Raw genomic sequence first — 25495 nt, 5'->3', positions numbered from 1 at the left:
CTAGTAAAACCGGAGGCATAGCCGACTAGTAAAACCGGAGGCATAGCCGACTAGTAAAACCGGAGGCATAGCCGACTAGTAAAACCGGAGGCATAGCCGACTAGTAAAACCGGAGGCATAGCCGACTAGTAAAACCGGAAGCATAGCCGACTAGTAAAACCGGAAGCATAGCCGACTAGTAAAACCGGAGGCGCAGCCGACTAGAAAGCCGGAGCCACAGCCGACTAGTAAAACCGGAGGCGCAGCCGACTAGAAAGCCGGAGCCACAGCCGACTAGTAAAACCGGAGGCGCAGCCGACTAGTAAAACCGGAGGCGCAGCCGACTAGTAAAACCGGAGGCGCAGCCGACTAGTAAAACCGGAGGCGCAGCCGACTAGAAAGCCGGAGCCACAGCCGACTAGTAAAACCGGAGGCGCAGCCGACTAGTAAAACCGGAGGCGCAGCCGACTAGTAAAACCGGAGGCGCAGCCGACTAGTAAAACCGGAGGCGCAGCCGACCTATTAAAAAGTTGATGTTGTAGAATGCCTGGATGGTTTGCCGTTCGATTCATGAAATGAAAGGATGAGAAATATGAGTACGACACGTAGAAGCCCTGAAGAACGTTTGGCCGATGTCGATAAGAAGATGGAGCAGCTTAAAGCGAGGCAGAAAGACCTACGTGCTTCAATCAGCCAAGAAAACAGAAAGCAACGGACTAAAAGGTTGATAGAAGTTGGCGCTATATTTGAAACTAATTTTGGAATTGAGTCCAAAGAAGAAGCCGAATTAATAGCTTCAAAATTTCGAGATCAAGTACAAACATTCCTTAAAGAAAAGCGTAATTCATAAAAAAATGACAGTTTAAAGTAGTGTTTTACAGTATAAATAACTAAATAAAACTATAATAAACACGATATAACGTAATAGAACACACATAAGGAGAAGGTCTTATATTATAAGGGTTTTCGAACAATACAAGTTTTATTATTGTTAAAAAGATTTAATAAGAGTATATAACAGTTAAATAGAGTGTTTAAGATTTTTATTAATGCTATATAAATAGGTCATAGCGCGTGGATCCCTTTAACATATCTTTAAATCGTTTCTAATGCCCGCGTTCCCGATCTAGTTCCCGTGGCTTCAGACGGGACGGGACTGCTCTTGACCCTAGTGCTGGAAGCCACCAAGCGGCCGTTTAGCGTAACTTTAAATCTTTTCTAATGCCCGCGTTCCCGATTTGGTTCCCGTGGCTTCAGACGGGACGGGACTGCTCTTGACCCTAGTGCTGGAAGCCACCAAGCGACCGTTTAGCGTAACTTTAAATCTTTTCTAATGCTCATTCCCGATCTGTAGTTCCCGTGGCGGGTTTAGGAACTTTTAAGCTGCAGACAGCAATTCAACATCCTTTATAACAAAAAAAGCAGTAGCCAAATTCTGGCTACTGCTTTTAGAATTTACTTCTTAAAAGGATTTCTAGGCCCGGAGGGAATTGTTTCTTGTGACTTGGAAGCAAAAGGATTAACACCAGCTGGTGTTCTTTTTGTTACAGACGAAGTTTGAGATTCTATTTTTTGCCCTAAAGCTCCAAAACCAGAAGCATTTTTCTCTCTTTCTAGCCTTTGATTTCTTAACTCTTCTGCTTCCTCTCTTAAATTTTTAGCCCGTTCTGGCAAACCACCCATATTGGCCATGGTGTAAACAATTGCATATCTCTTACTACCATATGTTGCAGAACCAGGATAAAAATTAACATTAGGTAATTCATCTCGCATTTTGGTACGAATTAACTCTAGCGTATCAGAGTTAATTTCAGATTCGCGATCTTTAGGCATAACCACTACGAGACCCATCGATCTCATATCGTCTTTGTAATTAAAGCCATTAGCTAGAACGTTCTTACCCTTGTACGTTGAAACAATTGCATTCAATAAATCTTCCTTGTTTTTTATGCTGTCGAGGTCTATCTTACGCTTTGTAAACGTGAGCACTCCACCACCGAGTAATATGTGATTCAAGAGATCTGCTGCATCAAGCGTATAATCAGATCCTAAACTCGTTAAAACACTCCATTCATGTAGTAATCCAGCTAGTTTATAGTTACTGTAATAATCCCAGGTTAAGTTTTGCACTTCAGGTTCGCTATGGTGTTCAGTGAAGATTTTCTCGTTGTCAAGAATGATAAGACTTTCTAGCATCCGGAATCTTCTTCCTTCTGCGTCTTCCTCTATTCTATCCAACTTCGGCACAAGCTCCGTCATTGCATTGTACGCATTGAGGCTTTCAATCTCATTGGGTCTTGGCAACGAAGTGACAGCAACTACTGGTTTACCCATGTATGTACTGATTGCATCAACTAGCTCATTAATAGCTCCAGTGCCTGTTCCTCCCCCCATTGATACCATTACGAAAATCACATCACGATCACCCATTACGTTAAGGATCAGGTCAAAAAATTCTGCGGCATTATCAAGAAAAGCACGTTTTCCAAGTTCCGGGTCTTTCCCCACACCTCTCTCGTATTGTTTAAAAGAGAATTTATACTGAGTGGGAACATTTTTAAGGTTGTTCATGTCACCTAAATTGGAGTTCGCAACGATGCATGGATATACCTGTTCATTATTTTTAGGAGATTTGATCGATGCTATAGCATCAACCATTTTACCCCCACCTTGTCCAAGCCCTACAAATCCGGCTTTTAAACCAGGTTCGGCATTTTTTTGATTGACGAATCCTTCTAATGGCCACACTCCATCTACTTTTTGTTCCATCAATTACGCCCCCAATTTAGTTATGATTTTACTTCCGTGCAATACTGCAGGATTCTGGTCTAATAGTTCAGCAAGCAGAGATTGCGCACTTCGCCCATAATCCGTAAGAACATAGCGCTCTGCCCTACCATCCTGATAGCTTGAGACAAGATTAGCCCCTTCTAATTTAGCTATTGCGATATCCATAGGTAGACGATACTTAGTAGTTTTGCATGCAGGATCATCATCATATTCAACAAATTTTTGCAAGATCTCGGACTTATGAATGTGTTCTTTTTCTCGAATCAGATAAAACACATCTATCACAGTCCCTTTCATAATATTTTCAACAAGCACTTTCAATGGTACATCCATAATATACCTCCGATATATGGTTAAATGAAATACAAAACAATTAAATACATTTAATTTCACTCACATATAATTATAACATCTAACCTATGACTAATCAACTTATAAACTAGTCATTAATGTATACTTAACTAGTGCTAGGATATGTATTATGAATAGCCTATAAAGCTTGGTATTATAAGGTTTTCTTGTGTTATTTGGATCTGGACGAATAGTGAATATTAAGTTACTCTAATAAAGGTATCATTGATTATCAATAGGGTATGCACTAGGTATAGACTATGAAAAATTGGTTATTACTAGACTATACGTTATTCATCAATTATGAAAGGAGTGGATTATAGGATGGAGAATAATGAGTTCTGGCAGCTAACGGCATTTTCAAAGAAAGTGGATATGCACTTTACTACTATCAATGTATGGTTTGATACATTGGAAAAGAAAAGAATACATTATGTCAACCGTCGATCTGATGTTAACCAGAAGATTTATGACACTCTTGACTTAAAAGTAGGTTTATTTATAAAAGAGAAGAGAGAGGCTGGTTGGAACTTAGAAGGAATTTATGGTACTTTGATGGACTCACCTCCATTTGAATTGCGGCCATTTCCCGTTGACTATAAGGAAGAAATTGAAACCTCAATTTCAAAAGACTTCTTATTTGCAGAGCTATCATCATATGTGCAGCGAGAGATTAAATTAGCTTTAGAAACTCAACAGCGTTCATTCGAACAACATCTGTTACAAATAGAAGAATTGTCATCACAAACCATGGAACAGCGAAATGAAGATCTTGAAGCGCAGCAGACGCTCGTACAGACAGAAATCGAAAAAGCCTTAAAAAAGCAAGAAGAGATATTCCATGATCGTTTAGAACAAGTACAAGTGGAAAATAGAAATAATGTTCTCAGTGATCGCCAACAAAGAATTACAGATATGATCACTCAGCAAAGGGTCGAGACAATACTTGAGTTGGAAGCCCTAAAAGAATGGAACCAGTTGCCGGCAAGTGAGCGATTGATTAAAGTAGGTTTATTTAAGAAAGAAGAAAACTCAGTAAAAAGAAATCTGTATGTCAAAGAGTACATTCAGAAAAATTTTGAGAATCGATTAAAAGCTGAAATTATGAATAATGAAACAAAACTAGACTAACTTTAATACTTGTTAGTTTTGTTTATTTAAATCTAAATAACTTAATATTACTTAAAATAAGTTGTTTTCAGTGAATATAAGTTAAAAAAACAAATAACACAAAACCCCTTATTCTATAAGGGGTTTTGTGTTTTAGTGAAACAAAGTTATATTTACTGCAATCTGCTTTGGCAAATCTGATTGGCTGGAATGGCGGATCTTTCAACGATCCCTATAGTTCGTGGCCAGCATTAATGATTGCGCCCGGTGGCGCGGTCGCCGGTCCATTATGTTTAGCTTCAGAAGTGCTTTTCCGATCTCTAGCTCACTGCAAGCCAGCGGTCTAGGATATATTAGCACATCACTCACTGCAGCAATCTAAACTCGACAATAGAGTAGCTGAGTAAGGATCATAGCCAGCGCCCCTTGTTGTTCCCGGTGGGCGACCGCCGGGCCGGAACTTCTGCATTCAACAGTGATTCCCGGATCTAGAGCTCACCGCACACCAGTGGTCTAGAGGCCTCCAACATCATAGCTGTAGCTGTCTAAACTCGGCACTGAATTAATTGAGTAAGCTCATATAGCGAACATCCTTGGTTGTCGCCCGATGGCCGGTGCAGCGGTCTTAACGCTTACCTACAGGAGTGACTTCAGTCTGGAAAGAAAATTAAATTTTGATGTACCCCTAAGCAAAAGGGCAGGGTAGCTTAAATAGTTCACGAATGCATATATTAAGAGTTTATATGAAACAAAGGAGAATTTAAGGTGATAAAACAATGTTAAATATTGTGAGTTTAAAAAGAGAGATTTATAATTTTAAAATGTATTGTAATTTAACCCAAGATCATTTAAAAAGTTTAGATACTGATCTGAGAACAGGGAATTTAAGAAACGAAAATCCTCTTGAATGGATAATGCACCTCGACACATATGCACATGACTTACCTTTAATATTAAACCATTCTTTACTTGTTTCATTATTTGCTTTTTTTGAGAATCAATTAAATTTAATATGTGAATATTTCGAAGAACAATTTGATATCAGTAACAAATTTCGTGATTACAAAGGATCAGGTATAAAAAGGGCTCAGACTTATTTAAAAAAGGAGGTCATCCAGATTGATTTCCCTGATTCTACTGAAGAGTGGATGAAAATAAAAAGTTGTATTCCAATTAGAAATTGTATAGTTCATTGTGGCGGTAATGTTGAACGATTTTCTAAGGAAAAAAAGAAAGTAGAGGTAAGAAATTCAATTGACAATTTTAAAATACAAGAAATTTTTGAAAGCTCAAGAAATATGATTGTAATAGATAAAAGGCTCATTTTTGTTCTAATATCTGCAATAGATTCCGTATTAACTTCCTTATATAATAATGAGTTAATAAAATAGAAAGTAACAGCAAGGAACCATTCGTTCTTCGCTGTTACTCTTTCAATTTCTAAAACTTATCAAATACTTATTTTTTATTATCTGACGATTTTCATTACCGAAAACCGCGTAAAATCAACAAGACCGGTCTAATATTTTATTTTCTTCATACACCTGGATGTCGGTCAACGCTCGCTCGCTGAGCTCAACCATTTCCTTCAGATCTGCCTTTTAGCACTCTATAATTCATTAGCACATCACTCGCTTTAATTTATTCCTCTGCAACTCCTGCAGCTTGTGATTGGCATTCCAATGTCAGTTAGTGGTCGCTCGCTGGACTCAACCATTTCCTTCAGATCTGCCTTTTAGCACTCTATAATTCATTAGCACATCACTCGCTTTAATTTATTCCTCTGCAACTCCTGCAGCTTGTGATTGGCATTCCAGGATGTCAGTTAGTGGTCGCTCGCTGGACTCAACCATTTCCTTCAGATCTGCCTTTTAGCACTCTATTTTCATTAGCTCATTACTCTCTACAACAAGCCAAATTTTATATTAAAACTACTAACTAGAAACTCCAACATCCCCAATATTTCATAGTCACCAGCCCTTCATATCATCTAATGGATTACAATTGAGCTCTTCTTCAAGTACACACACCTAACTACCTCTAATCTCCACCTTTAGTTACAGTAAAAGATATAGAATAATCTAGATAGATCAACTATTGTGAATTTTTCATAGTATGAATAATTCACAATATATAGGACGTAAAGGAAACTAATCTACCGTTATACTTCCACGTTCCTTTTCTATGCTTAAGCGATAGGGAATGCCCTCTAATCAAAACCACCATCTACGTATATATATCAAATTATCTGCATATACTATAATAGAAAGCTGCTTACTCCGTTGTGGATAACCAGCTCATGAATTAATGGATATCCACAACCACAGTACAAAAGGTTGAAACGCTAACGCGTTTCTTTGATAATATCATCCTCCCCACGCCCGCCCCTGCATTTAGGTGAATTGGAGGTTGATGGGAGAGATCATTTTATTTTTTGAATGGTTTTGGATAAGTGGACACAATTCACCTTATCCCGGCCAGCACATCACTGCTGGACTTTCGACGGCATCGGTGGCCATCGGGCGGGATAAGGTGCGTAAATCAACTGAGGGCCAGCGCTATCGGCGGCTGGCTGCCGGAGTTGTTTCTACCACGCGCGGCATTGCTGCCGCACTAATTAGTTATGGAGCCTTTTGCTCCGGATCGTTTACGGTTCCTATGTCCGACCCGCTACCACAGCTTTCCTAATTACTTCTCAAACCGGGGTCTGCTCTTCCTTAAACGGTTTCCAGTAAGGTTCGACCGAGCATTTACCTCGTACTTTTCGGAACGGTCGCAGCCCATCGATGGAGTCACATCTCTAGCGGGCTGCGCTTCGTTTTTTGCCTGGCTGTCTGCCCCCGGTAAAGGACAGACTACGAGAGGGAAGCTTCACAAACAGATGGTTAGTCTGTCGATGGCCACGACTCATACGTGACAACCCTCGTTACACCCACCGGTTAGCCCAGGCTGCCGCACCGATGGAGCAGGTCTTTTACCGTGGTCTCCTGTTCCACCAAGCTTGCCAGCTCACGTACTCAGTCTCCCGAAATCCTTCACGAAGGAAAAATGACAATAGGAAACCAAGCCTTCGATGCCCATTTCTAAAAAATGGAAACGAAAGCGACTATTTTATTGTTTTTTTGCATTTATGATTAAATAGTCCCTATCAAAATCAGGACTATAAACCTCAAGACTTACTCGTTTAGAATCATTTTTTAAGAAATACACTGTTTTTTTGTCGAAGAATGGCGAAAATCCAGAAATTTAGTCGTTAATCTATTGAATTGACTTCATTTAACTGTTATAATTCTTCCATAAATAGTTTTCGACAATAAAAAGCTAGACCCCCGAATAGTCATTTTAAAAAAATGATTCGGAAGTTTATTTCGGAAGTTTTTAGTTTTGAAGTTTTCTGAAGTTTGTTTGAAGCTTTTAGTTAGTTCTAAGGTAGTTTTGAAATTCTTACTAATTGTCTTCGCTGACTTGGTAGGTCAAGAAGACAAATGATCGTTCCGATTTGGTAGATCGGAAATGATCGCATTACTCACACAAACAATGGTTTAAAACATTGAGTCCAGCTTGGTAGGCTGGATTTTTTATTTGTCCTTTTTTACAAAAAAGAGGACACTAGGAAATATAAAAGCCCTGCACCAATCCGATAAGACGGATAGGGTACAGGGCGTTAGACTCAAATTAGAATTTCCATATTGTACCGGGCAATTTTCTTGATTACTGCCTCTATGTTTGGTACAATGAACGTATATAACGTTCAAAAAAGTCGTTGAGTTTATGGCCTGTTCCCGATATCGCGTTATCGGTGAGCAGTTTAAGGAGTTGGTCGCTTCTTAAAACCGCCGGAACTGAATGGCTTTTTTGTTATTCAGTTTCAGATACAGTGGTGATAAAAATTTCCTATTGTTTTTACTATAACACACTGATTTATAAAATAACAGTCGAAAACTAGTGAATTATGGTTAACAAAAGATAGAGTGCAATCTACACTTAAACCGTCATGGATGCCTTAAAGTTCACTCTCAGCCCTAATATGGGTCTGTACAGCTTCATTGTTATAGATTCCTGTACACGAATGCCCCTAAATCTACAGCCTGTTAGAACGCCTTCTAGCCCTCTTAATTTGTTTACTCACATCACGCAGACATAGAGTTCTTTTTAGGTATGCCTTAATGGGTTGGTTTAGATCCATGTGTGGACCACTACTATGGAAGCGCTTCACTCTAAGGATCAATTTTAAAAAGGAAGGTTGGGAGTATTCCCAGCCTTCCTTTTTACTATGCTTATTCCGGATAGAGGAATTGTCTATTCTTTCACTTGAGGCTGTAAGAAGAATTCAAGATAGCAGCAATCTATAATCTTTCATCACATATTATTTCTCCAATAACTTTTAGTGGGCCGCATAAATTCAGGGAGATTTTTAAATTCTTTTTGGTATCTGTAATGCTCCAATATTTTTGCAATAGTAAAAAGGAAACCCAGAGTTAACATTACAATGAATAATTCGACTGGCAAAATATCAATAATACCAATCAATTGATTTAGACTAGGCATTCAAATGCACTCCTATTTTTTATTTCATCTGAAATTATATAGCAGCATTACCAAAGAAAACTAGAGTTCTTTTTAGTTCATTAATAATATAACTTGTTTAAATTATTATTGTTTGACTAATCTCCCTTTGATAATATGAAGAGGCGTAATGCTACCACACTTTTACGCCCCATGCCGATTACATGTAATGTGATCGGTTTTTATTTTGCTTAATTTCCTTTTCCAGCTGCATATACTCTATTATTTTTAGATCCAGTTTCTCTGAGATCTCTAGCATTCTTCCTTCTGCCAGATGGAGTTGGGACCGAAGCCTTAACATCGCCTCAGCCTCTCGATCCATTTGTGCTCTCAAATCCTCCAGTTCAGCGCTAATCTCAGCCAATTTTGACCGTTTATCATCCACTTCCACGGCTTATCCCCTCCTACATGTAAAACTCGCTATCGCAGTTACTGCAGACGTATTTAGCCATCTTTGAAAATTCTCCATTTCCCTTATTCGCTTTACTTGGATGGACAGGTCCATATTTACAGTCCGGGCAAGTTTTTTCTAATAACAGTTTTGTTTCCCCCACGGGTACAATTAGTAGGACACTCAACACAGCAAAATTATCTGTTTTCAAGATGTTTTCCCTTGAGATAATCGGGGACATCATAACTACATTGTTTTCCCCTTCAAAAACTCCGGAGAATGTCCGTTCCGGGACATTAGAGATCCAGGTTGTTCCATAGTTGATTGGAGCTGTAAACGAATTCCCTGACTCTGGCTCTGTCCATTGGATAGTATTCAGGTTGATATCCAAAGTACATTTCCCCCCAGAATACAATGTGACTTGAATCTTATATGACATTTCAAGCTTTTCCTGCTTTGCTGGATAGGCTGCCAAGTCCCGCATTACTCTCTTTTCAAGTTCCTTCTTGTCTGCATCTCCCTTTATAAACTGATTGGACATTAGCTCTAAAAGCCGTGTTCTCAGCGCAAAATTAGGGAGTCTATACTCAATTCGTTGGTCAATTAGAGCACACAATGCCTTAATTTCTCGCTTGAAATAGTGCCGCCCAATCATCGAGCTGTAAATATTTTCGGTTAACATAGAATTTGTCTCCTTTGGATTTGGGTTAATTTTTAAATGGGTTGAACGGGGTCTCCTTTCATAAGAATGAGTGGCGGCCGGTATGCTTGCCGCTTGGCACATGTTTATCAGGCCGGGCTTACTCCCCTGAATATGCTTCGCGCGTAGTTCCCTTAGAGGCTCCGGGGAACGGCATAGCCGGTCTTTGGAGGAAGGGAACTTGATTGTCATGGAGGAACGCGCAGCGGCAAATCCTTGACAATCTCAAGCGCCCTGATAAGCTTTGCAGCGGGCGGCAAGTGACATCTAGGCCGCGGCTTCCGGCGTAGTCGGAAGGCTTCCTTTTTTGGTCCTTTGAGGTTTCCCTTGACCTTCCCATGCCACCGGGTACCCCTTTTTGTGCAACAAAAAAAATCCAGAATGGAACTGCAGGTGTTCTTCCTGCAGGTCGCTTCTGAATTTGCGGGGTGGTGGGGTTTCATGGCCAAGGCATGTGATTTTAGTTTGTAAAATCAATCTTCATCAAACCGGCAGTAACGATAAGAAGTTTACTAATGGAGGAACAAACAGACATGGATATCAAAAAAGTGGATGTGCACCAGGAAAGAATAAGCGAGATGAATGAAAGCGTAGAAGATAATTAGGAGAAATAGAATCGATGCAGAGCTTCAGTTAAGATATGATTGAAAACTCAATCGATCAATATAAACCAGGTGCGGACCATCTGCTATTTCTTGGTGCTGTAAACGGTATGATATCTACATAAATATCGGACGAAACTTCTTTTGGCATAAGTATCATCAACCTCCCATGATTTTCGTAATTAAGGCAGATCGACAACGTTAAAAAGTGAAAGAACAACCTTGGAGGGAGCAATCCGATTTTGGGATTGCTCCCTCCCTTCTTTTCTATCTTTATAAGGGGTTGAGCATTTTTTCTTTCGAGAATGGTTTTGCATCATGTGATATGGCTTCGCCCGGCATGATGGCCATCATGCCACCATATAATCCGCAGTTCCGCCTCGCAGGCGGAACATCCTTATACCGCCCCTCGCCATGTCGATTTACTAGCACACAAAAAAAGCTGGCAGCCATGAGCTACCAGCCAAATACTATAAATCAACGGATACTGACAAAAGAGATATAAATTAAATCAACTGTGGCATCGTGATTTGGTATAAACGTATTATTAATGCGCGATTAATAGACGGTGATCGTATCAAAATCTCATTCTTTTTTATATTGATCCAGAAGTGTCCATACTTCTTTATGCGTGTACAATTTTTTATCCTCGCCTAACTCTTCCGGCAATTTAATACCAAACTCTTTTTCACACCAAATTTTAGCGGTCTTTAATTCTTTTCCTTTTCCTGGTGATCCCATTATCTTTTGGCTTTCAATACTCTCCGCTTTTCCAGGACGTATCACAATTTTTGATAGACGAAGTTGCTCGTCCTCTACCCTATGCAATTCTTCATAAAAATCCGCTTTATTTTCTTCTACTGACTGCATCAATTTCTTCATATCCATGCATAAAAACTCCTTTGATTATATTTCCATCTCAAAATTACGGATGGGTTGTATCGATTGCATTCCGGCTTGATCCAAAAACAAATTTCGAGATTGTGGAGACAAATACGGGACAGCCTCTAACCTGATTTTTCCGATCGCATTCTCTCCCTGCAGCTGGTAACGCAAAGTTTCATAGCCTTTTTCATTGGAATAGAGGTATTTTGTGACATTCTGATTCATTAGCTCTGCTGTTACTTGGCTGCCCGTAGGAAGTCCCTTACCTTTTTTCAGTATCTCCAGCAGCTGCTGAGGCTCTTTGAGTTGAATCCATTTGTCTTGCGTCGATTTGCTAACCGCCTTGTTATAGAATTCTGCAAGCCTGTCCTCATTCATTAATAAAATTTCGCCATGATCCTTAACCAAAAACTGAGTGGGATGCCTCTCAGTCGTATCATAGAGATATAGAGAATCCACTTTATTTTCAATTTGCTTTACAGTCACTGGCACCATTTGATGACTCTCCCGAATAACATGTTCAGGAACGCGGCGCTGCTCAATGATATAACGCTTCTCAGCTCTATTTAAAGCCTCTTCCAAGGATACATCTGCTATCACTGCAGAGACTTGATACCCGTGGACCCGAGCCATCTCTATCAACCTCTCCGCTCGCCCTGCAGACTTCATTGTCCCATCTAGGAGTATATTAAGTTTCTGTTCAAGACTTTTTGTGAATAGCATCTCAGCGACGTCACTACTCTCTTCGTGTAACCGGCTGGCAGTAGTATTCGGGTTCTCTTGCAAAAAGGGTATGTACTCCGGAAGTGCTGATTTGATTGCATCGGAATCGATATGAATCACTTGCTCTTGATCATTCGCAAAGCTCTGCAGGAGTAACTTTGATATTGATGTTTTCCCAGACGCAGATCCACCTCCTAAAAATATAACTAAAGGCTGCTCTACTGCCGGCAGTATCTGGTTAGTCAGATCACTTATGATCTTTTCATGGAGCATTTTTCGAGAGTCGAGATACTGGCCATTCTCAAAATATATCTCTTTGGTTGATTGTGAATTCAAGTCAGATGCCTCTTTTCGATAACTGATTTAATTCCAATCATATCATCACAACAAAGGCTTAACTATCAATTATTGGAAGACCAGCGTACGCCATTTTGGATACACCGCGCGAAACAACTCTAAAATCCCCTTGTACTCAAGCTGACCCACACGACTGCCGGTTATACCAAGTATCTGGCCAATAGTCCTCAGTGACTCTCTCTGTGCCCCACAGAGGCCAAAACGCCGGATAATAATCGTTTTCTTCCGGGTATCGAGCATGCAGTTAATATGTGATTCAAAAATTTGTTTAAAAATCACTTCCTCTGCAGGTGTCAATTTCTCTGTTTTTTTGGGATTAGTGCGTGAACGTCCAAAATAAATATAAATGCAGCCCTTTTTAAATACATCCATTTCTTCAGTTGTCATCTGATAAACCTCCTTAATTGTTACTATCCTCGCCGGACGGATCCCGGACGGGTATCATTTAATGGTCATATTTTCATTTCCAGCAAATATTCAGCCCACGTATTTCACTCATAATGGTTTGACCGTATTCGTATCAAGTTTCAGCACAAAATCAATCATCTTTTTACGTATCGTCATGTTCTTCGTGACCGCTTTTTCAAGAATCGATTTCCCATTCTCCGGAATTATGTTCAGTCCATACTCCAGGAGCTCATCCTCAGCCACCTGTAGGTTCTTACGGGCATCCACGATCTTTGCCCATAAACCCGAATCTATAATAAGTTGTGTACAATCGGCCATAGCCTTTTCACAACGCTCATTATCTTCAATGGCCCAGCTGGCGTATGGAATACTAGCATCTTCATTCACAATCCCATTTTCTTTGATATACTTTTGCTCCATGATTCTTTCCTGCTGTTCTAAATGGACTAGATTTGATTTAGCTACTAAATACGCCTTTTGTAGTGGATGATCGCAAACTTTATTAATCATGTCTCTTATCCCCTTCTCTTCAGCTCAGCAGCTAAAATCATTTCGTCCGATTCTGTGCTTTATAGAGCGTAGATAGCTTCATAAATTTATTTACCAACACATCAAGCTTATTGGATAACTCCAGGACATCATCGCTGAGTGTGCGAAGATCTCCTGCCATTTGATTTAGTTCATTTCTGGCCATCTCCATTTCAGCCACAAGCTGATCAATCTGTTCTTTTCTGATTGGCAGATAAGCTTTTTTCTCACTCATTAAAAATTGATCCTTCCTAGGATCCAGGGGTTATTTCCCCCGGTGATCCGCATACAATTCCTTGGCCACATAAGCAAAAGCCTCATCTACAGTCATTTCAGTTTCCTGAAAGAATTTTTGTTTGGACAAGGCTTCCAGTACAAGCATCTTTAGCTGCTGTTCTGGTGTTGGAGAATCAACGAATTTACGTTTCATCAATTTTTGAGGAAATTCCAATACATTGTTTAGTGGTTTTTTTTCCTCTGAAGGAATAACATCCGCTGGCTGAACGCCCTTAAACATATCAGCAAAGAATGGATTTCTCTCCTGACGCTTCGGCCGCTGGTCTATTACCGGCGGCTCGTCGCGCATTAGATGGGGTAGATCCAGGGGAAGGACACCCTGTAGCAATCCTTCTGCAATCATCTTGCTCTCAGCTTGAACTCGTTCGCTGACATTTGCATTCGCAAAACTTTGCTCTTCGGAAGCATCCATATATGTAACGATCGCTTGTTTTCGCTCATCCGATAACCGGCGAATCGCATTCAGATACCTGGCACCTATATAAATAACGCCATCCCATTCATACCCGGTAGCCTTATGGTGATCATCACGCCCCAGAACTCGGGTATAACTTACAAATCGATTAAGAACCTTTTCGACATCCGGCGCGGTTGGTCCATCTGTCCAGCAGATCTGAACCGTGTCGTAATCAGAAGTAAGAGAGAATTTAACAGAAGGAAACACCGCCTTAAGTGCCACCCGTATGTGTTTTTTGGTTTCTTTACCGCCGATACTTACTTTTTCCATGAATGATCTACTCCTTCAGAGTTAAATTTGATAAACCTGATTAATTTAGTGGATTCAACCCCTCATCCGGCCTCGTGGGCCGATCTAGCCCGAGCGGCAATGAGCGGAATCCTTTAGGGGTAAGAACAAAGGTGTTACTTGCGAAGCATCTGATTTCGTATGAACTTTTCAAAGAGAAAACATCCGTGTAACGTAGCCGTCATAGCCCGATTTACCATAGCGGTTCTTGCCGTGCAAGGGTCTGCCCGTAGGGACGGTATTCTCGAAGAGAAGAGCCGCCCTTGCACGGCAAGGTTCGGTGTGGTTGGCTAAAATGACGGATACGTTACGCCTTCGGATGTTTATGGGAGAAAAGGGCAGGAGAAAACAGATCGCATACAACGCCGCGTGATGCGCCCCGTCTGCCCTTTCTTCTTCGATTTCCCCCACGAAAAAAAGCCGGGATACGCTTCCCGGCTGCTCTTGTCTCAATCCTTTTACCTTCATATGCCCTTCCGTGCCACCGGGTACCCCTTTTTGCAAAGCAAAAAAGATTCGGAATGGAACAGTCAGGGTGCTTTTCCCTGGCTGGTCGCTTTCGAATTTGCGGGGTGGTGGGGTTTCACGGACTATAAATATGTTTCTTCCATCTGTATAAGTGACATTGAGAGATAACCCAAAAAACCAGCTGCAGGGCAACTGGCTTCAAGAAAACAACCATTTACTTATCACGGTATTAAAATGGCGTTAGTGGATCGTCCAATTCCTCCCCACGTGTGTTCCAACTATCTTCAAGGATCTTATCGTCATCGTTTAGATAAAATCGTGGCTCATCGGTCAAGTTATCAAAAGTTTGCCTCAACATATCTTTATTCTTCCAACCATTACCTCCATAAAGAAGATGTGGATTTACCATATAACCTTCAGATCTATACTTCATAATGAATTGCTTGTGGCACAATTTTTTCAAGCTTCTTGAAACATTCGCTTTATCAATGTTCAGCTCTCGGGCAATGGTTATTTGTCTCACGTGAACCAGGTTGTCATTGGTGTCCATTTTTTCACACATATAGAACAAGATTCGATGATCTACAGCGCTGAGGTCATGGTCCTGAAGGTGACGGAAGAATTCAAAGACGATTGCCCCCCAATAAACATTCGAAACATAATTCCTTCCACGGTATCGATTACCCCTAGCCAATGATAACCCCTTCTTTCATTAGTTGTACATTTTACAATTTTACCTATATTTTATTGATAAATAAACAACAAGAGTATGGTGTATTTACAACTTTCAGAAAAATCAGTATATCAAATATTTCAGTAATATCAACTATGATTGCGCTTACAAATTGCACTTTGTATCCCTACTTATATTATAGAGGAAATTGTACAATGTGAAATGTAAGAAATATACCTGCTTTTAGCAAAGGAGACTACCATTATGTATCAATGGCTTAAAAAAAATATTGGCTGGATTGGAATTGTAATTACCCTTTTAATCGCTTGTTTCCCACGGATTTTTACATACCTCGGAGAAATCCTTGTAAAGTATTTGTCTGTGTATTGGCTTCAGGGGTTACTTGTCGTTATCGTGGTTTTACTGATTATTATCCTTGCGATATTGAGTAAAAAGAGCAAGCCTGCGCCTTAATTCAGAAGACAAATAGACCAACAGCATGAATTGTTGGTCTATTTGGTGAGGTCAATTGAAAGGAAGATCAATAAAAATGTCTTATGCAACCGTGATAGCCTCAAAAGGTACTACAATATCCAGTGAATTGCATCGCAATTCGCAACTGATAGCGTCCGGAACGGACGCCCCGAATGCCGTGGAGGAAACCCGACACGGCATTCGGGCCGCAAATAGCAATCTTGAAATGAGGTATTTCATCAATATAGCAAAAAAAAGAGCGTGGTGCATTTACGCCCACGCAGCTGCTTGTTCATCAAAATGAGCAACGATATCTGTAAGATTCAATGCTCGAAAAACCCGATTTAATACATCCTGACTTACATTCCCATTCGCACATTCAATCAAGGAAATTCGTTTTTGAGTGGTTTCTGCTTTCTGAGCAAGTTCTTGCTGAGAAAGATTTAACTGCATCCTCCGCGCATAAACGATGTTCCCGATCACCACCGAGAAACTATTAAGGTAATCTCGAACCTCGGGGATTTCCTTTGCTTCCTGCAGCAACTCTTCATAATCCTGTCCTAATCTTCTTTCCATCTTCGATCATCTCCCAAAAAGTAATAGTTTACTCCTGGTCGGCCTCATAACTCGTATAAGCTTTTTCAGCCTCAACAACGATTCGTTCAAAATTCGGATCGTATGTCTTTTTCTTCACAACTGCATTCACAAAAATTAATATCTGATTACCGTCTATCTGCTGTTCAAAAAAGATAGCCCGGAATCCGCCTGTTTCTTTCCAATTTACGCGAAACTCCAGCAAAGGTACATGATCTCTCAGTTCCTTCACTAGCAGGATCGTGTACGGATTTCCATCTTCTAAATGCGTCTTAAAGTATTCTTTAAAGGAATCTTGTAGTCCATGAGTACGTAAAAATTCCATACCTCGAAGAATTAGAGCGTACATCTGCAAACGATCTGGATCCTTCTTCCCTTCGATTCCGATTTGTTTAATTAGAGCAAGCGCGGGTTTTTCTCCCGTTTGTGGGTCTGTAAAAAACTCGATTATTGTTTTCATTATATCCTATACGACATAAGAGCGTCAAATAATCAGTGATCTTATGTCTTCCCCCCTTCGTTTAATTGTCTCTTAATGATCTTCGAAGGATAACAACTTGTACATATCAAAACGGGCGAACACGGTTTTACCCCCCACATATAGCATGTTCGTTATTCTCGCTGAAGGTAAGGTCAGAGGGTTCGAAATCAATCCAATAATCATCTGGGTAGGGATCAGAATCAGGCTCCATCGCGAATAGTCTTTCAGAGTTGTTAAAAACAGACTTCAGCATGTCCATCATGATCAGTTATGTACTCCCTTCTATAGTTAAATCCATGAATCACCGGGGAAGCCCCGGCTATAAATTCAAGTTCTTTATTCAGACACTAGACCACGCCAAACTGCGTAATAGGTTCTTTCTGTTAAATCATGATAGAGACACCATAACCCTTCAGGCTTATACTCAGTTTCAGCTATTTCGATAAATCCACATGACACAACATTGTTTATTTGAGAAGCATACTGTAGCTCCTCCGCGTTCATAAGATGTACAACCTTGTTTTTATACAAAACCTGTTCAGTACCAAATGGTATAACGGACATTGAAATCAAAACCTTTCTTTAAGAATAGGGAACCCGGCCAGATGGCCGGAGTTGGTCTTTTTTCAGTAGGGAGCATGTTTGTTATTTAATCCCAAAAGAATTTTTTTAAATACCATTGCCCACTTGGGGTGCTGTAGTCAAAATGGAATTGCTCTGGATAATTCATAACTACATAAATGTTCGTGACTGTGGAAGTCACTTCTTTATATGCCCTTACCATACTTCCATTCATCTTAATAACGATCTGAGGTAAATGTAAGAATGGTGCTCGACGGGGTACCATGCTAATTCGATAAGCCCCTAAAATCTCATATGTATTTTCACGGATCGATTCACCAATTTTCAGGTTCATTTTCTTTAGCCAAGTTTCCAATCGCTCCAAGTTCGTATATGAATGAAATCTGCTGAATCCTTTGTACAAAGTATAGGTTTTTCTATCCTCTAGATCTTTGCTCACCTGAAGGGTTAACTTATCCAATAGCGTTCCTTGATACATTTTTTTCTTTGGAACCTCAATCGGTTGACAACGTTGAAGCAGTTCGGGGTTTACGCCTTTCACACCAGCGCTTGGATAAATCAAATCATCCAGAAGCAATAAATACTCTCTTGTAGAATTTTCGATAATGCCTTGATACTCTTCCGATTTAATATGATCGGGGAGTTTCTTACACACCCCTCCAAAAAACTCGCAGTGATCAGTCACATGTTTGTACAAATCTCCATGAATCTGGTCCGTTTTGGTTAATTCATAGGTTCCGGAATAGGTATCTCCATTAGTGAACCAAATCGTAAATAGCGTTTTATGGTAACCGGAATCTGGAGCTGTTATAGCCATTGATTTCAAAATCTCATTCGCTTCTTCCCAGCTAGAAGCTTCACAAAAGCGCTCACTTTCTTTAATCGGTCCTTCCCCTCGAATAATGACAATACGTTTTACTCTAATCTCTGTCGTATAACCGTATTTCAAAACACGGCGTAGTTGTCGATATTCCATTTCATTTAAAGCGCTATATTCCAAACCCCATCCTTTCGGATCGCTCGCATGAGCAAATAATATATTCGACTCATTTTTAAATTCAGGTAACTGTCTAATCGCCTCTAAAGCTGCAGCTTGTGATTTAGTGATTGGTTCAGGTTTAATTGTTTTTGTCATAACGACCATTCCTTCCATAGATACATTTTTTTTGATTAGCAATAATCTTAATTTCAACCCTAATCCGGCCTCGTTTGCCGATCTAGCTCGCGGCGATGAGCGGACTTTTAAAGGTCTTGCTGGTGAAAAGCGCAGTTTGCGCCGCTGGCGTACTGTGTGGAGCGTATGGGAGTTTTCAAAGAGCTAAATATCCGTGTAACGTAGCCGTCATAGCCCGATTTACCATCCTGGTTCTTGCCGTGCAAGGGTCTGCCCGCAGGGCCGGTGTTCTCGAAGAGATAAGCCGCCCTTGCACGGCAAGGTTCAGGGTGGTTGGCTAGGATGACGGATGCGTTACGTTCTCGGATATGTGCGGTTGAAAGGCGACCAGAAGCGCAGCACTCTAGCGGCGTCCTCTCTGCGATGGCCACCAGCTGCCTTTTGCTTTGGCATGATGGCGAAGCCATTATGCTGCTTTTCCTTCACGTCTGGATTGATGCATAGCATCAATCTAGGCAAGTTGAGATCCCTTACAGCTTTTCTCTTTTGAGAAGGGTTTGGCATCATTGAAATACATCGCCCGGACTTAGTGGATTGAGGCGGCATTCTTTGCCGACGAAGACCACTATGGCCACTCTTGAATCCGATGTCACCGCAACGCGCGGTGACTTCCTTCAGGCTGACTTTGTGGTTTCTAAAATAAAAAAAGAACCGGCTCACTCGCCAGTTCGATTTGATAAAATTTTGGAGTTTAATTGTTCTTCATTTAGTACGCTGAGAACTGAAGTTAAAGGGATCCAATAAAAGCCTATTAATGTATGGTTAGGGATGCCGGGGATGTTCCATGAATATTTCCCTCCTGGTTGAAACGTCCACTCGGTGTGACTCATAAAATCAGACGGCATGTAGTATGGGCGTTCGTCTTTCGTATAATACCCCATTCCTTCTGTATGACACGTTTCTAAATCATCGTCATAATCAATTTCCCAAGAGTCATCAGCCTGTGAAATATATAAAGAAGCATCTACCCGAATGGCACTTAGCAAAGGTATTTCATTATCTTCATAACTAACATCTGTAATGAAGTAGGTCTGTTCTTCATAATCAAACCTAAAATACTTTAAATGAATTTCGAAATCATCCTCAAAATAAAGTGAATATTCTTCACAGTCCAGTTTTTCCAAAATCCCTCTTAATTGTCTAAGCGTTTGTTCATTACTCAATCGAAATATTTTCATATTTTAAGTCTCCTTTGAATTTGATTTACCTTACGCGCAGAACGCACCACGGAACGCCGTCAATGCAAGGCTGGGCTTTTGAATGAAGGAGTAGCCGGGCGATATAGTCCGGCTGCCCTGGGCCTTCCCTGAATAATCATCGCCCACCCCCGCAGGGGGCAAGGCCTTGCATTGTTTAAGGCGTGTAGTGGTAAGGTCGGAGCGTAAGGTCTAAAAACCAATCATTCAAAGAGAACTGCGACTGCAGGTCACTTCCTTATTTCATTCTTTTAAGAAGGGTTTATCTTCGTGGGAATACATCGATCGGCCAGAGGTAGACATCTGGTTCCCGGTTCATCCGGGGATGTCTACCTCTGGCCACTTTTGAATCCGATGTCACCGACTCGGGCGGTGACTTCCATTTGGCCATAAAAAAGGCCGGATTCCCGGCCACTTTTGATGTCTCTTATACTGCACTGTTATATTTGTATAGAAACCAATCATCATGATTTACTACATAATTCTTATTTCTATCTTGTTTAACTGTACGTCTCTCTTGCGATCCAATTTTAAAATCATTCCTTTGAGGAATATTGTTCTCTATAAATATTTCTTTGATAGTCACGCTTTTGTCCGTTTTTTTAACAACTTGGAAAGCTTTAATAATTTCATCGCTGTATATCGCTATACGAACTACAATGTCCTCTACCTCAAAAGGATTAACTGCTGTTTCCTTTTTCTTTTCCGTCCATCCTTCTGGGATTTTCATTTCCTGAATTTTAGCGTACGCATACTTGAGCGTATATGGAACAACCTCATACTTAACCTCTACAGTCTTTGGATTCGCTTTAACAACTACAGCCCAGCTGCCGCGAATCTTAACAAGATAACCAGCTTTTAGATTATCTTTATTGAATTGAACGCCGCCGATCTCGTCCATTTTATTATGGAGATAGGCAAGTTTTTCGATTTCATATTCCATTTTTTCTAGTAACGTTTCTATGAATGCTTCATTTTGGGTCTCTTCTGCTCCAACAATTAGACGCTCATATTCACGGATAATTTTATTACTTTCTTCAATTCTGTTACTTAAATATGTTCTACTTTTAAATTTACTCATACTTGCTGTTTGTTCTGCAGTCTCAGCTTTATCCCGGAAATATTCACTCTTACGGTACTCTTCAAATCCTTTATGATAACGGTCAAACATTTTTTCTCTTTGACGCGCAAACCGTTGACTTCCGGCATGTCCTGCAATAATCGGTTGCGTAAAAAATGCAATATCTCCATGCATACTATTTATATCTTTTTGCAGGTTTTTTGCTCTTGTCTCTGCATTGTCCGCATACTTTTCATAGCGATCAATCCTCGCTTCTGCTTTTTCCACTTGTCTTTCTACTTTCTCAGCATAGGACAAGCGCTCTCCAATTTTACCTCCATCTGTAAAGCCTAGTTGCTTAGCTACACTAATCGCTGAATAATGATTTTTGGTTGAACGGGACACCCAAGCAGAACGAGAACCTGCGAACATATAGGCTCTTCTTATTGATTTTTGCTCATCCGTGGTTAGAGATTTATACTCTTCTTTAGAGAAATGCAACAATTCGATTTTAGAAGTTTCGAGATTTAGGATATATTGTTTAGTCATTATAATTTCCTTCTTTCTAGGTATGTTTTTTTGATTAGCAATAATATTTAATAAGCGTTCGGTTTCTGTTGCGGATCAGTGTCACATTAGCTTTTCGATAATGTAATAGCCAATAAATGCATAAGGCCTTTTCATGCCTTTTGGTCACTATAAAATAACAAGATTTTCTAAATGAATAATTCCAATATCTATCGAAAATGCTGGCCATCCTCAATCATCCCCAATCTGTCTAATAATCTAAATTTCAACCCTAATCCGGCCTCGTTTGCCGATCTAGCTCGCGGCGATGAGCGGACTTTTAAAGGTCTTGCTGGTGGAAAGCGCAGTTCGCGCCGCTGGCGTACTGTGTGGAGCGTATGGGAGTTTTCAAAGAGCTAAATATCCGTGTAACGTAGCCGTCATAGCCCGATTTACCATCCTGGTTCTTGCCGTGCAAGGGTCTGCCCGTAGGGCCGGTGTTCTCGAAGAGATAAGCCGCCCTTGCACGGCAAGGTTCAGGGTGGTTGGCTAGGATGACGGATGCGTTACGTTCCCCGGATATGTGCGGTTGAAAGGCGACCAGAAGCGCAGCACTCTAGCGGCGTCCTCTCTGCTATGGCCACCAGCTGCCCTTTTTTTTTGGCATGATGGCGAAGCCATGATGCTGCCCTGCAGCCTTTATCTTTTGAGAAGGGTTTTACATCGTGGAATTACATCGCCCGGCCAGAGTGGGGGTTGGCGGCTGATTTGTGCCGGCAGTTCCTACGGCGGCCACGCTTGTATCCGAAGTCACCGCCTCGGGCGGTGGCATCCTTTCGCCTTGGCTTTTTTCGCAATAAAAAAGCCAGCTGTTTTATAGCTGGCGGGGTTTATCCTTAGTAAGCTGGCTGTAGCTGTAAACGATTATTGAACTTTGTTATGGACTCACGAATGACCTTAGCGATTGCTTTGGCCAATTGGAACGGAACTCCATTGGCCACTTGTTGTTGTCTGCCACTTAGCGAACCATGAAAGACAAACTCATCTGATAATCCTTGTATACGTGCGCATTCTCGAACGGAAAGGATCCTATCTTCTTCAGGATGCAATAACATGGACTTTCTTGGATGGACGATAGTAACGGATGGTTTATCCCAATCAATCCGTTTATACATATCCGAATGTTTGCCATTGGGGCGTATAGCTTCTGGAATATCGTTGATATTTCCACCAACTGGTACGCTCTTGATGCGTTTTAAGGTAACTTCTTTTGCCTTGGATATATCATGTTGGTTTGAAACTTTCCTTGTCAGCCCACATAGCTGTTCTCTTACCGTTACATGATGGCCAACATGTGTAGGAACCGGCATCTTAATTCTTCCGATCTTGGATCCGATCAGGATAGCCCTTTTTCTAGCTTGGGGCGTTCCATAGTCAGCGGCATTTAATATTTGGTATTCAATATCGAAATCTGAAAGCTCAGCCAATATCTCATCCTTAAATTTCCCATTACCAGCTGTCAAAATCTGAGGCACGTTCTCAAGAACAAATACTTTACAATTTTTATTTGCTTTAACAGCTTCAATATATGACCGTACAAGGCGGTTATTGGGATTATCTAAATAATTGGTATAACGATTTGAATTACTGAATCCCTGACAGGGTGAGCCACCGATCATAATTGGTGATGAATACCGATACGTATCTACCTTTGTAACATCTTTCTGCAGGATGTGGTTCCCGATATTTGCACGGTATGTTTTGACTGCATCAGGGTTCATTTCGACAGCGAACATAATCTCATACCCGGACTTCAAAAAACCATAATCGAACAGCCCAGCCCCTGCGAAAAGGCTGTCTACCTGAAGTGGAATATGTAAATTTTGTATAGCCCGTTCCATGTTCTGAGCATTCGTGGATTGAGCCGGATATTCTATTTCATCAAAGCTGAAGGAAAGCTGTTCATAGCCTCCTTCCTGCTCTAATTCCTCCTTATCAAGAACAATTTCAGCTGTTTTCTTTACATGAAGCAGATCACTAATATCCTGAGCCTTTTGCCCAGTTTTAATAAACTTGGACACAAGTCGTTTTGCCTTAGATAGTAGCTTATCCGAATCAGTGACGTACCCACTGACAACGATCTGATCTTCGTGAATTTCAACCTGCAGATATTCGCATCCTTCGAAAGCTTCCAAAGCTTTTTTACTACGAATATCTAATACAGGCTTGACCATTTTTTTCAGGTCGCGTTTGCATACGGTATTACCTTCATCTTCAGATGCAAGAATAACCATTTTACGATTTTTTAAGTCGATAACATATTTATAATGAGTTCCCGGCTGGAAAACAGTATCTCTTAACTGACGATCTTGGAGGTAAAGCCCCCGTTTGGAATTTTTGGCTCGGCGTGTTTTGATTAACAAGATGAACACTCCCTTATGATTTAAAATCGTTCAAATACTGCTAGATAGTTCCAAGTTGACACTATATTTGATTTATCGAGTTACGGATTTAAGCCTGTTTTCCCCTTACCATCCGGCTTCGTTTGCCGATCTAGCTCGCGGCGATGAGCGGATTTTAAAAGGTCTTGCTGATGGAAAGCGCAGTTCGCCGCCGCTGGCGTAATGTATGGAGCGTATGGGAGTTTTCAATGAGCTAAATATCCGTGTAACGTAGCCGTCATAGCCCGATTTACCATCCTGGTTCTTGCCGTGCAAGGGTCTGCCCGTAGGGCCGGTGTTCTCGAAGAGATAAGCCGCCCTTGCACGGCAAGGTTCAGGGTGGTTGGCTAGGATGACGGATGCGTTACGTTCTCGGATATGTGCGATTGAAAGGCGACCAGAAGCGCAGCGCATCAGCGGCGTCCTCTCTGCGATGGCCACCAGCTGCCCTTTGCTTTGGCATGATGGCGCAGCCATGATGCTGCCCTGCAGCCTTTATCTTTTGAGAAGGGTTTTCCATCGTGGAGTTACATCACCCGGCCAGAGTGGGGGTTGGCGGCTGATTTGTGCCGGCTATTCCTACGGCGGCCACGCTTGTATCCGAAGTCACCGCCTCGGGCGGTGGCATCCTTTCGCCTGGATGAAAAAAAGCTGTTCAGGAGTTTCCCTGAACAGCTTAGTTTTTCGCATCATCGATAAGCTTTAAGTTTTTCATCCCACCCCTTAGCTCCATTCTTTTGTTTAGGCTCTGGATAAACGTATATACACTTTCGAATGTAAACCGAAGAATTTGCATTCACACTATCTTTCGTATCTACTCTCTTTTTCTGATTTTCTTTCCGTCCGAAATTCCAGTAGTAGATGATTCCACCAATACAAATCAGAAAAATGTAAGCGCCCAGCCAATATTCGATGGGGGTTGAATTAAACAAAATATCCACTCTCCTTAAATTTTATATTTAATCTACTACCTACCGACTAAGGTCAATCGGTAGGTAAAAAGCTACATGATCTCCGTGAACTCCAATCCTCCATTATGTTCTTTCCAGTTCATATAGTCGCTTTTGAAATAGAAGTAGACTATATTACGTCTTTTGGATTGCTTGTCAGGATACGAAATAGTAATTGCATTAGGTAACTCAGGCTCGGCTAATATTTGCTCTTTTCTAGCTGTTATGAATATTTGAGCTTCTTCTTCCGTTGGAAAGCAGAGGCGACTATCCAAGATATATGTGATCTCCCCGTCTGATCTTGTTGTGAGTACTCCATAGGGTTCATCACCTTGGCGGTGCTTGTGTAACTCGATTTGATACTTCACCTTCTCTGATTTTGAGAAAATACTTGTAACATCCCACTCATGCATTAACCGAGGAATTTTTGCCCCTTCAATCCACATATGCATGTCCCTCCTAC

At 41.0% G+C, this 25495-nt stretch carries 27 protein-coding genes; 5 read left to right on the top strand and 22 right to left on the bottom strand.

What is annotated here, in order from left to right:
• The first annotated feature begins 571 nt into the window (after positions 1–571).
• On the top strand, positions 572–829 hold the full coding sequence (locus NSQ50_RS31515; RefSeq protein WP_036684979.1) for a hypothetical protein: 258 nt from the start codon (positions 572–574) through the stop codon (positions 827–829).
• Positions 830–1434: 605 nt separating this feature from the next.
• Here NSQ50_RS31515 and NSQ50_RS31510 read toward each other — a convergent pair.
• Both NSQ50_RS31510 and NSQ50_RS31505 read right to left on the bottom strand, forming a co-directional pair.
• Positions 1435–2748, bottom strand: coding sequence for a hypothetical protein (locus tag NSQ50_RS31510; RefSeq protein ID WP_036684978.1), 1314 nt, complete (start codon positions 2746–2748; stop codon positions 1435–1437).
• Positions 2749–2751: 3 nt separating this feature from the next.
• On the bottom strand, positions 2752–3102 hold the full coding sequence (locus tag NSQ50_RS31505) for a hypothetical protein (RefSeq protein ID WP_036684976.1): 351 nt from the start codon (positions 3100–3102) through the stop codon (positions 2752–2754).
• 342 nt (positions 3103–3444) lie between these two features.
• On the opposite strand from NSQ50_RS31505, the gene NSQ50_RS31500 reads away from it, so the two are divergent.
• The 3 genes from NSQ50_RS31500 (at position 3445) to NSQ50_RS31490 (ending at position 6918) form a co-directional block, all read left to right on the top strand.
• A complete protein-coding gene (locus tag NSQ50_RS31500; protein WP_036684974.1) occupies positions 3445–4251 on the top strand; it encodes a hypothetical protein in 807 nt (268 codons plus the stop codon).
• 755 nt (positions 4252–5006) lie between these two features.
• Positions 5007–5621 carry a hypothetical protein gene (locus tag NSQ50_RS31495; protein ID WP_051491369.1) on the top strand — a complete coding sequence of 205 codons (615 nt, stop codon included), beginning with the start codon at positions 5007–5009 and terminating at the stop codon, positions 5619–5621.
• A 1018-nt stretch (positions 5622–6639) separates the two neighbouring features.
• The gene (locus NSQ50_RS31490; RefSeq protein ID WP_143758623.1) at positions 6640–6918 is read left to right on the top strand and encodes a hypothetical protein; all 279 of its coding nucleotides are present in this window, start codon (positions 6640–6642) and stop codon (positions 6916–6918) included.
• A 2038-nt stretch (positions 6919–8956) separates the two neighbouring features.
• On the opposite strand, the gene NSQ50_RS31485 is transcribed toward NSQ50_RS31490, so the two are convergent.
• From NSQ50_RS31485 to NSQ50_RS31440, 10 genes are all read right to left on the bottom strand, one after another.
• On the bottom strand, positions 8957–9187 hold the full coding sequence (locus NSQ50_RS31485; protein ID WP_036680658.1) for a hypothetical protein: 231 nt from the start codon (positions 9185–9187) through the stop codon (positions 8957–8959).
• Between the two features lie 13 nt (positions 9188–9200).
• Positions 9201–9728 carry a hypothetical protein gene (locus NSQ50_RS31480; RefSeq protein WP_178420290.1) on the bottom strand — a complete coding sequence of 176 codons (528 nt, stop codon included), beginning with the start codon at positions 9726–9728 and terminating at the stop codon, positions 9201–9203.
• A 1346-nt stretch (positions 9729–11074) separates the two neighbouring features.
• On the bottom strand, positions 11075–11377 hold the full coding sequence (locus NSQ50_RS31475) for a hypothetical protein (RefSeq protein ID WP_036680663.1): 303 nt from the start codon (positions 11375–11377) through the stop codon (positions 11075–11077).
• An 18-nt stretch (positions 11378–11395) separates the two neighbouring features.
• The gene (locus tag NSQ50_RS31470) at positions 11396–12433 is read right to left on the bottom strand and encodes a zeta toxin family protein (RefSeq protein ID WP_036680665.1); all 1038 of its coding nucleotides are present in this window, start codon (positions 12431–12433) and stop codon (positions 11396–11398) included.
• Positions 12434–12502: 69 nt separating this feature from the next.
• A complete protein-coding gene (locus NSQ50_RS31465) occupies positions 12503–12841 on the bottom strand; it encodes a sigma factor-like helix-turn-helix DNA-binding protein (protein ID WP_036680667.1) in 339 nt (112 codons plus the stop codon).
• A 108-nt stretch (positions 12842–12949) separates the two neighbouring features.
• On the bottom strand, positions 12950–13372 hold the full coding sequence (locus NSQ50_RS31460; RefSeq protein WP_036680670.1) for a hypothetical protein: 423 nt from the start codon (positions 13370–13372) through the stop codon (positions 12950–12952).
• Positions 13373–13409: 37 nt separating this feature from the next.
• Positions 13410–13625: an aspartyl-phosphate phosphatase Spo0E family protein gene (locus NSQ50_RS31455; RefSeq protein WP_036680672.1), complete on the bottom strand. Its 216-nt coding sequence runs from the start codon at positions 13623–13625 to the stop codon at positions 13410–13412.
• A gap of 30 nt (positions 13626–13655) precedes the next feature.
• Positions 13656–14414, bottom strand: a complete 759-nt coding sequence (locus NSQ50_RS31450; RefSeq protein WP_036680676.1) for an LPD29 domain-containing protein — start codon at positions 14412–14414, stop codon at positions 13656–13658.
• Positions 14415–14582: 168 nt separating this feature from the next.
• Positions 14583–14900, bottom strand: coding sequence for a hypothetical protein (locus NSQ50_RS31445; RefSeq protein ID WP_036680679.1), 318 nt, complete (start codon positions 14898–14900; stop codon positions 14583–14585).
• A gap of 229 nt (positions 14901–15129) precedes the next feature.
• Complete coding sequence (locus tag NSQ50_RS31440; protein WP_051491137.1) at positions 15130–15594, bottom strand: replication/maintenance protein RepL; 465 nt, start codon at positions 15592–15594, stop codon at positions 15130–15132.
• A 243-nt stretch (positions 15595–15837) separates the two neighbouring features.
• On the opposite strand from NSQ50_RS31440, the gene NSQ50_RS31435 reads away from it, so the two are divergent.
• A complete protein-coding gene (locus tag NSQ50_RS31435; RefSeq protein WP_036680681.1) occupies positions 15838–16047 on the top strand; it encodes a hypothetical protein in 210 nt (69 codons plus the stop codon).
• Positions 16048–16317: 270 nt separating this feature from the next.
• On the opposite strand, the gene NSQ50_RS31430 is transcribed toward NSQ50_RS31435, so the two are convergent.
• The 10 genes from NSQ50_RS31430 to NSQ50_RS31385 form a co-directional block, all read right to left on the bottom strand.
• Positions 16318–16623: a helix-turn-helix domain-containing protein gene (locus tag NSQ50_RS31430; RefSeq protein ID WP_036680684.1), complete on the bottom strand. Its 306-nt coding sequence runs from the start codon at positions 16621–16623 to the stop codon at positions 16318–16320.
• Positions 16624–16651: 28 nt separating this feature from the next.
• The gene (locus tag NSQ50_RS31425; RefSeq protein ID WP_036680688.1) at positions 16652–17101 is read right to left on the bottom strand and encodes a hypothetical protein; all 450 of its coding nucleotides are present in this window, start codon (positions 17099–17101) and stop codon (positions 16652–16654) included.
• 127 nt (positions 17102–17228) lie between these two features.
• Positions 17229–17384 carry a hypothetical protein gene (locus NSQ50_RS31420; RefSeq protein ID WP_155986553.1) on the bottom strand — a complete coding sequence of 52 codons (156 nt, stop codon included), beginning with the start codon at positions 17382–17384 and terminating at the stop codon, positions 17229–17231.
• A 74-nt stretch (positions 17385–17458) separates the two neighbouring features.
• Entirely contained in the window at positions 17459–17686 is a 228-nt protein-coding gene (locus NSQ50_RS31415; RefSeq protein WP_036680689.1) for a hypothetical protein, read from the bottom strand.
• Positions 17687–17771: 85 nt separating this feature from the next.
• On the bottom strand, positions 17772–18896 hold the full coding sequence (locus NSQ50_RS31410; protein ID WP_036680692.1) for a hypothetical protein: 1125 nt from the start codon (positions 18894–18896) through the stop codon (positions 17772–17774).
• A gap of 638 nt (positions 18897–19534) precedes the next feature.
• Positions 19535–20056 (bottom strand): hypothetical protein, encoded by a 522-nt coding sequence (locus NSQ50_RS31405; RefSeq protein WP_036684963.1) that lies wholly within the window; start codon positions 20054–20056, stop codon positions 19535–19537.
• A gap of 445 nt (positions 20057–20501) precedes the next feature.
• Entirely contained in the window at positions 20502–21683 is a 1182-nt protein-coding gene (locus tag NSQ50_RS31400; protein ID WP_036684965.1) for a DUF3560 domain-containing protein, read from the bottom strand.
• Between the two features lie 854 nt (positions 21684–22537).
• Positions 22538–24064: a DNA cytosine methyltransferase gene (locus NSQ50_RS31395; protein WP_036681230.1), complete on the bottom strand. Its 1527-nt coding sequence runs from the start codon at positions 24062–24064 to the stop codon at positions 22538–22540.
• A gap of 707 nt (positions 24065–24771) precedes the next feature.
• Entirely contained in the window at positions 24772–25014 is a 243-nt protein-coding gene (locus NSQ50_RS31390; protein WP_036684984.1) for a hypothetical protein, read from the bottom strand.
• Positions 25015–25085: 71 nt separating this feature from the next.
• Positions 25086–25478: a hypothetical protein gene (locus NSQ50_RS31385; protein ID WP_036684987.1), complete on the bottom strand. Its 393-nt coding sequence runs from the start codon at positions 25476–25478 to the stop codon at positions 25086–25088.
• Between the last annotated feature and the right edge of the window lie 17 nt (positions 25479–25495).

The organism is Paenibacillus sp. FSL R10-2788, assembly GCF_038003885.1.
GTDB lineage: Bacteria > Bacillota > Bacilli > Paenibacillales > Paenibacillaceae > Paenibacillus_AQ > Paenibacillus_AQ odorifer.
The sequence above is the reverse complement of the archived record's forward strand: the minus strand, read 5'-3'. Positions and strand labels throughout refer to the sequence as shown.

What these genes read in the sequence shown, in the direction of transcription:
- NSQ50_RS31515 (WP_036684979.1), top strand. Translation starts at nt 572, where the DNA reads ATGAGTACGACACGTAGAAGCCCTGAAGAACGTTTGGCCGATGTCGAT.
- NSQ50_RS31510 (WP_036684978.1), bottom strand. Translation starts at nt 2,748, where the DNA reads ATGGAACAAAAAGTAGATGGAGTGTGGCCATTAGAAGGATTCGTCAAT.
- NSQ50_RS31505 (WP_036684976.1), bottom strand. Translation starts at nt 3,102, where the DNA reads ATGGATGTACCATTGAAAGTGCTTGTTGAAAATATTATGAAAGGGACT.
- NSQ50_RS31500 (WP_036684974.1), top strand. Translation starts at nt 3,445, where the DNA reads ATGGAGAATAATGAGTTCTGGCAGCTAACGGCATTTTCAAAGAAAGTG.
- NSQ50_RS31495 (WP_051491369.1), top strand. Translation starts at nt 5,007, where the DNA reads ATGTTAAATATTGTGAGTTTAAAAAGAGAGATTTATAATTTTAAAATG.
- NSQ50_RS31480 (WP_178420290.1), bottom strand. Translation starts at nt 9,728, where the DNA reads ATGTCCAATCAGTTTATAAAGGGAGATGCAGACAAGAAGGAACTTGAA.
- NSQ50_RS31475 (WP_036680663.1), bottom strand. Translation starts at nt 11,377, where the DNA reads ATGGATATGAAGAAATTGATGCAGTCAGTAGAAGAAAATAAAGCGGAT.
- NSQ50_RS31465 (WP_036680667.1), bottom strand. Translation starts at nt 12,841, where the DNA reads ATGACAACTGAAGAAATGGATGTATTTAAAAAGGGCTGCATTTATATT.
- NSQ50_RS31460 (WP_036680670.1), bottom strand. Translation starts at nt 13,372, where the DNA reads ATGATTAATAAAGTTTGCGATCATCCACTACAAAAGGCGTATTTAGTA.
- NSQ50_RS31455 (WP_036680672.1), bottom strand. Translation starts at nt 13,625, where the DNA reads ATGAGTGAGAAAAAAGCTTATCTGCCAATCAGAAAAGAACAGATTGAT.
- NSQ50_RS31450 (WP_036680676.1), bottom strand. Translation starts at nt 14,414, where the DNA reads ATGGAAAAAGTAAGTATCGGCGGTAAAGAAACCAAAAAACACATACGG.
- NSQ50_RS31445 (WP_036680679.1), bottom strand. Translation starts at nt 14,900, where the DNA reads ATGAAGGTAAAAGGATTGAGACAAGAGCAGCCGGGAAGCGTATCCCGG.
- NSQ50_RS31435 (WP_036680681.1), top strand. Translation starts at nt 15,838, where the DNA reads ATGTATCAATGGCTTAAAAAAAATATTGGCTGGATTGGAATTGTAATT.
- NSQ50_RS31430 (WP_036680684.1), bottom strand. Translation starts at nt 16,623, where the DNA reads ATGGAAAGAAGATTAGGACAGGATTATGAAGAGTTGCTGCAGGAAGCA.
- NSQ50_RS31425 (WP_036680688.1), bottom strand. Translation starts at nt 17,101, where the DNA reads ATGAAAACAATAATCGAGTTTTTTACAGACCCACAAACGGGAGAAAAA.
- NSQ50_RS31420 (WP_155986553.1), bottom strand. Translation starts at nt 17,384, where the DNA reads ATGATGGACATGCTGAAGTCTGTTTTTAACAACTCTGAAAGACTATTC.
- NSQ50_RS31415 (WP_036680689.1), bottom strand. Translation starts at nt 17,686, where the DNA reads ATGTCCGTTATACCATTTGGTACTGAACAGGTTTTGTATAAAAACAAG.
- NSQ50_RS31405 (WP_036684963.1), bottom strand. Translation starts at nt 20,056, where the DNA reads ATGAAAATATTTCGATTGAGTAATGAACAAACGCTTAGACAATTAAGA.
- NSQ50_RS31400 (WP_036684965.1), bottom strand. Translation starts at nt 21,683, where the DNA reads ATGACTAAACAATATATCCTAAATCTCGAAACTTCTAAAATCGAATTG.
- NSQ50_RS31385 (WP_036684987.1), bottom strand. Translation starts at nt 25,478, where the DNA reads ATGTGGATTGAAGGGGCAAAAATTCCTCGGTTAATGCATGAGTGGGAT.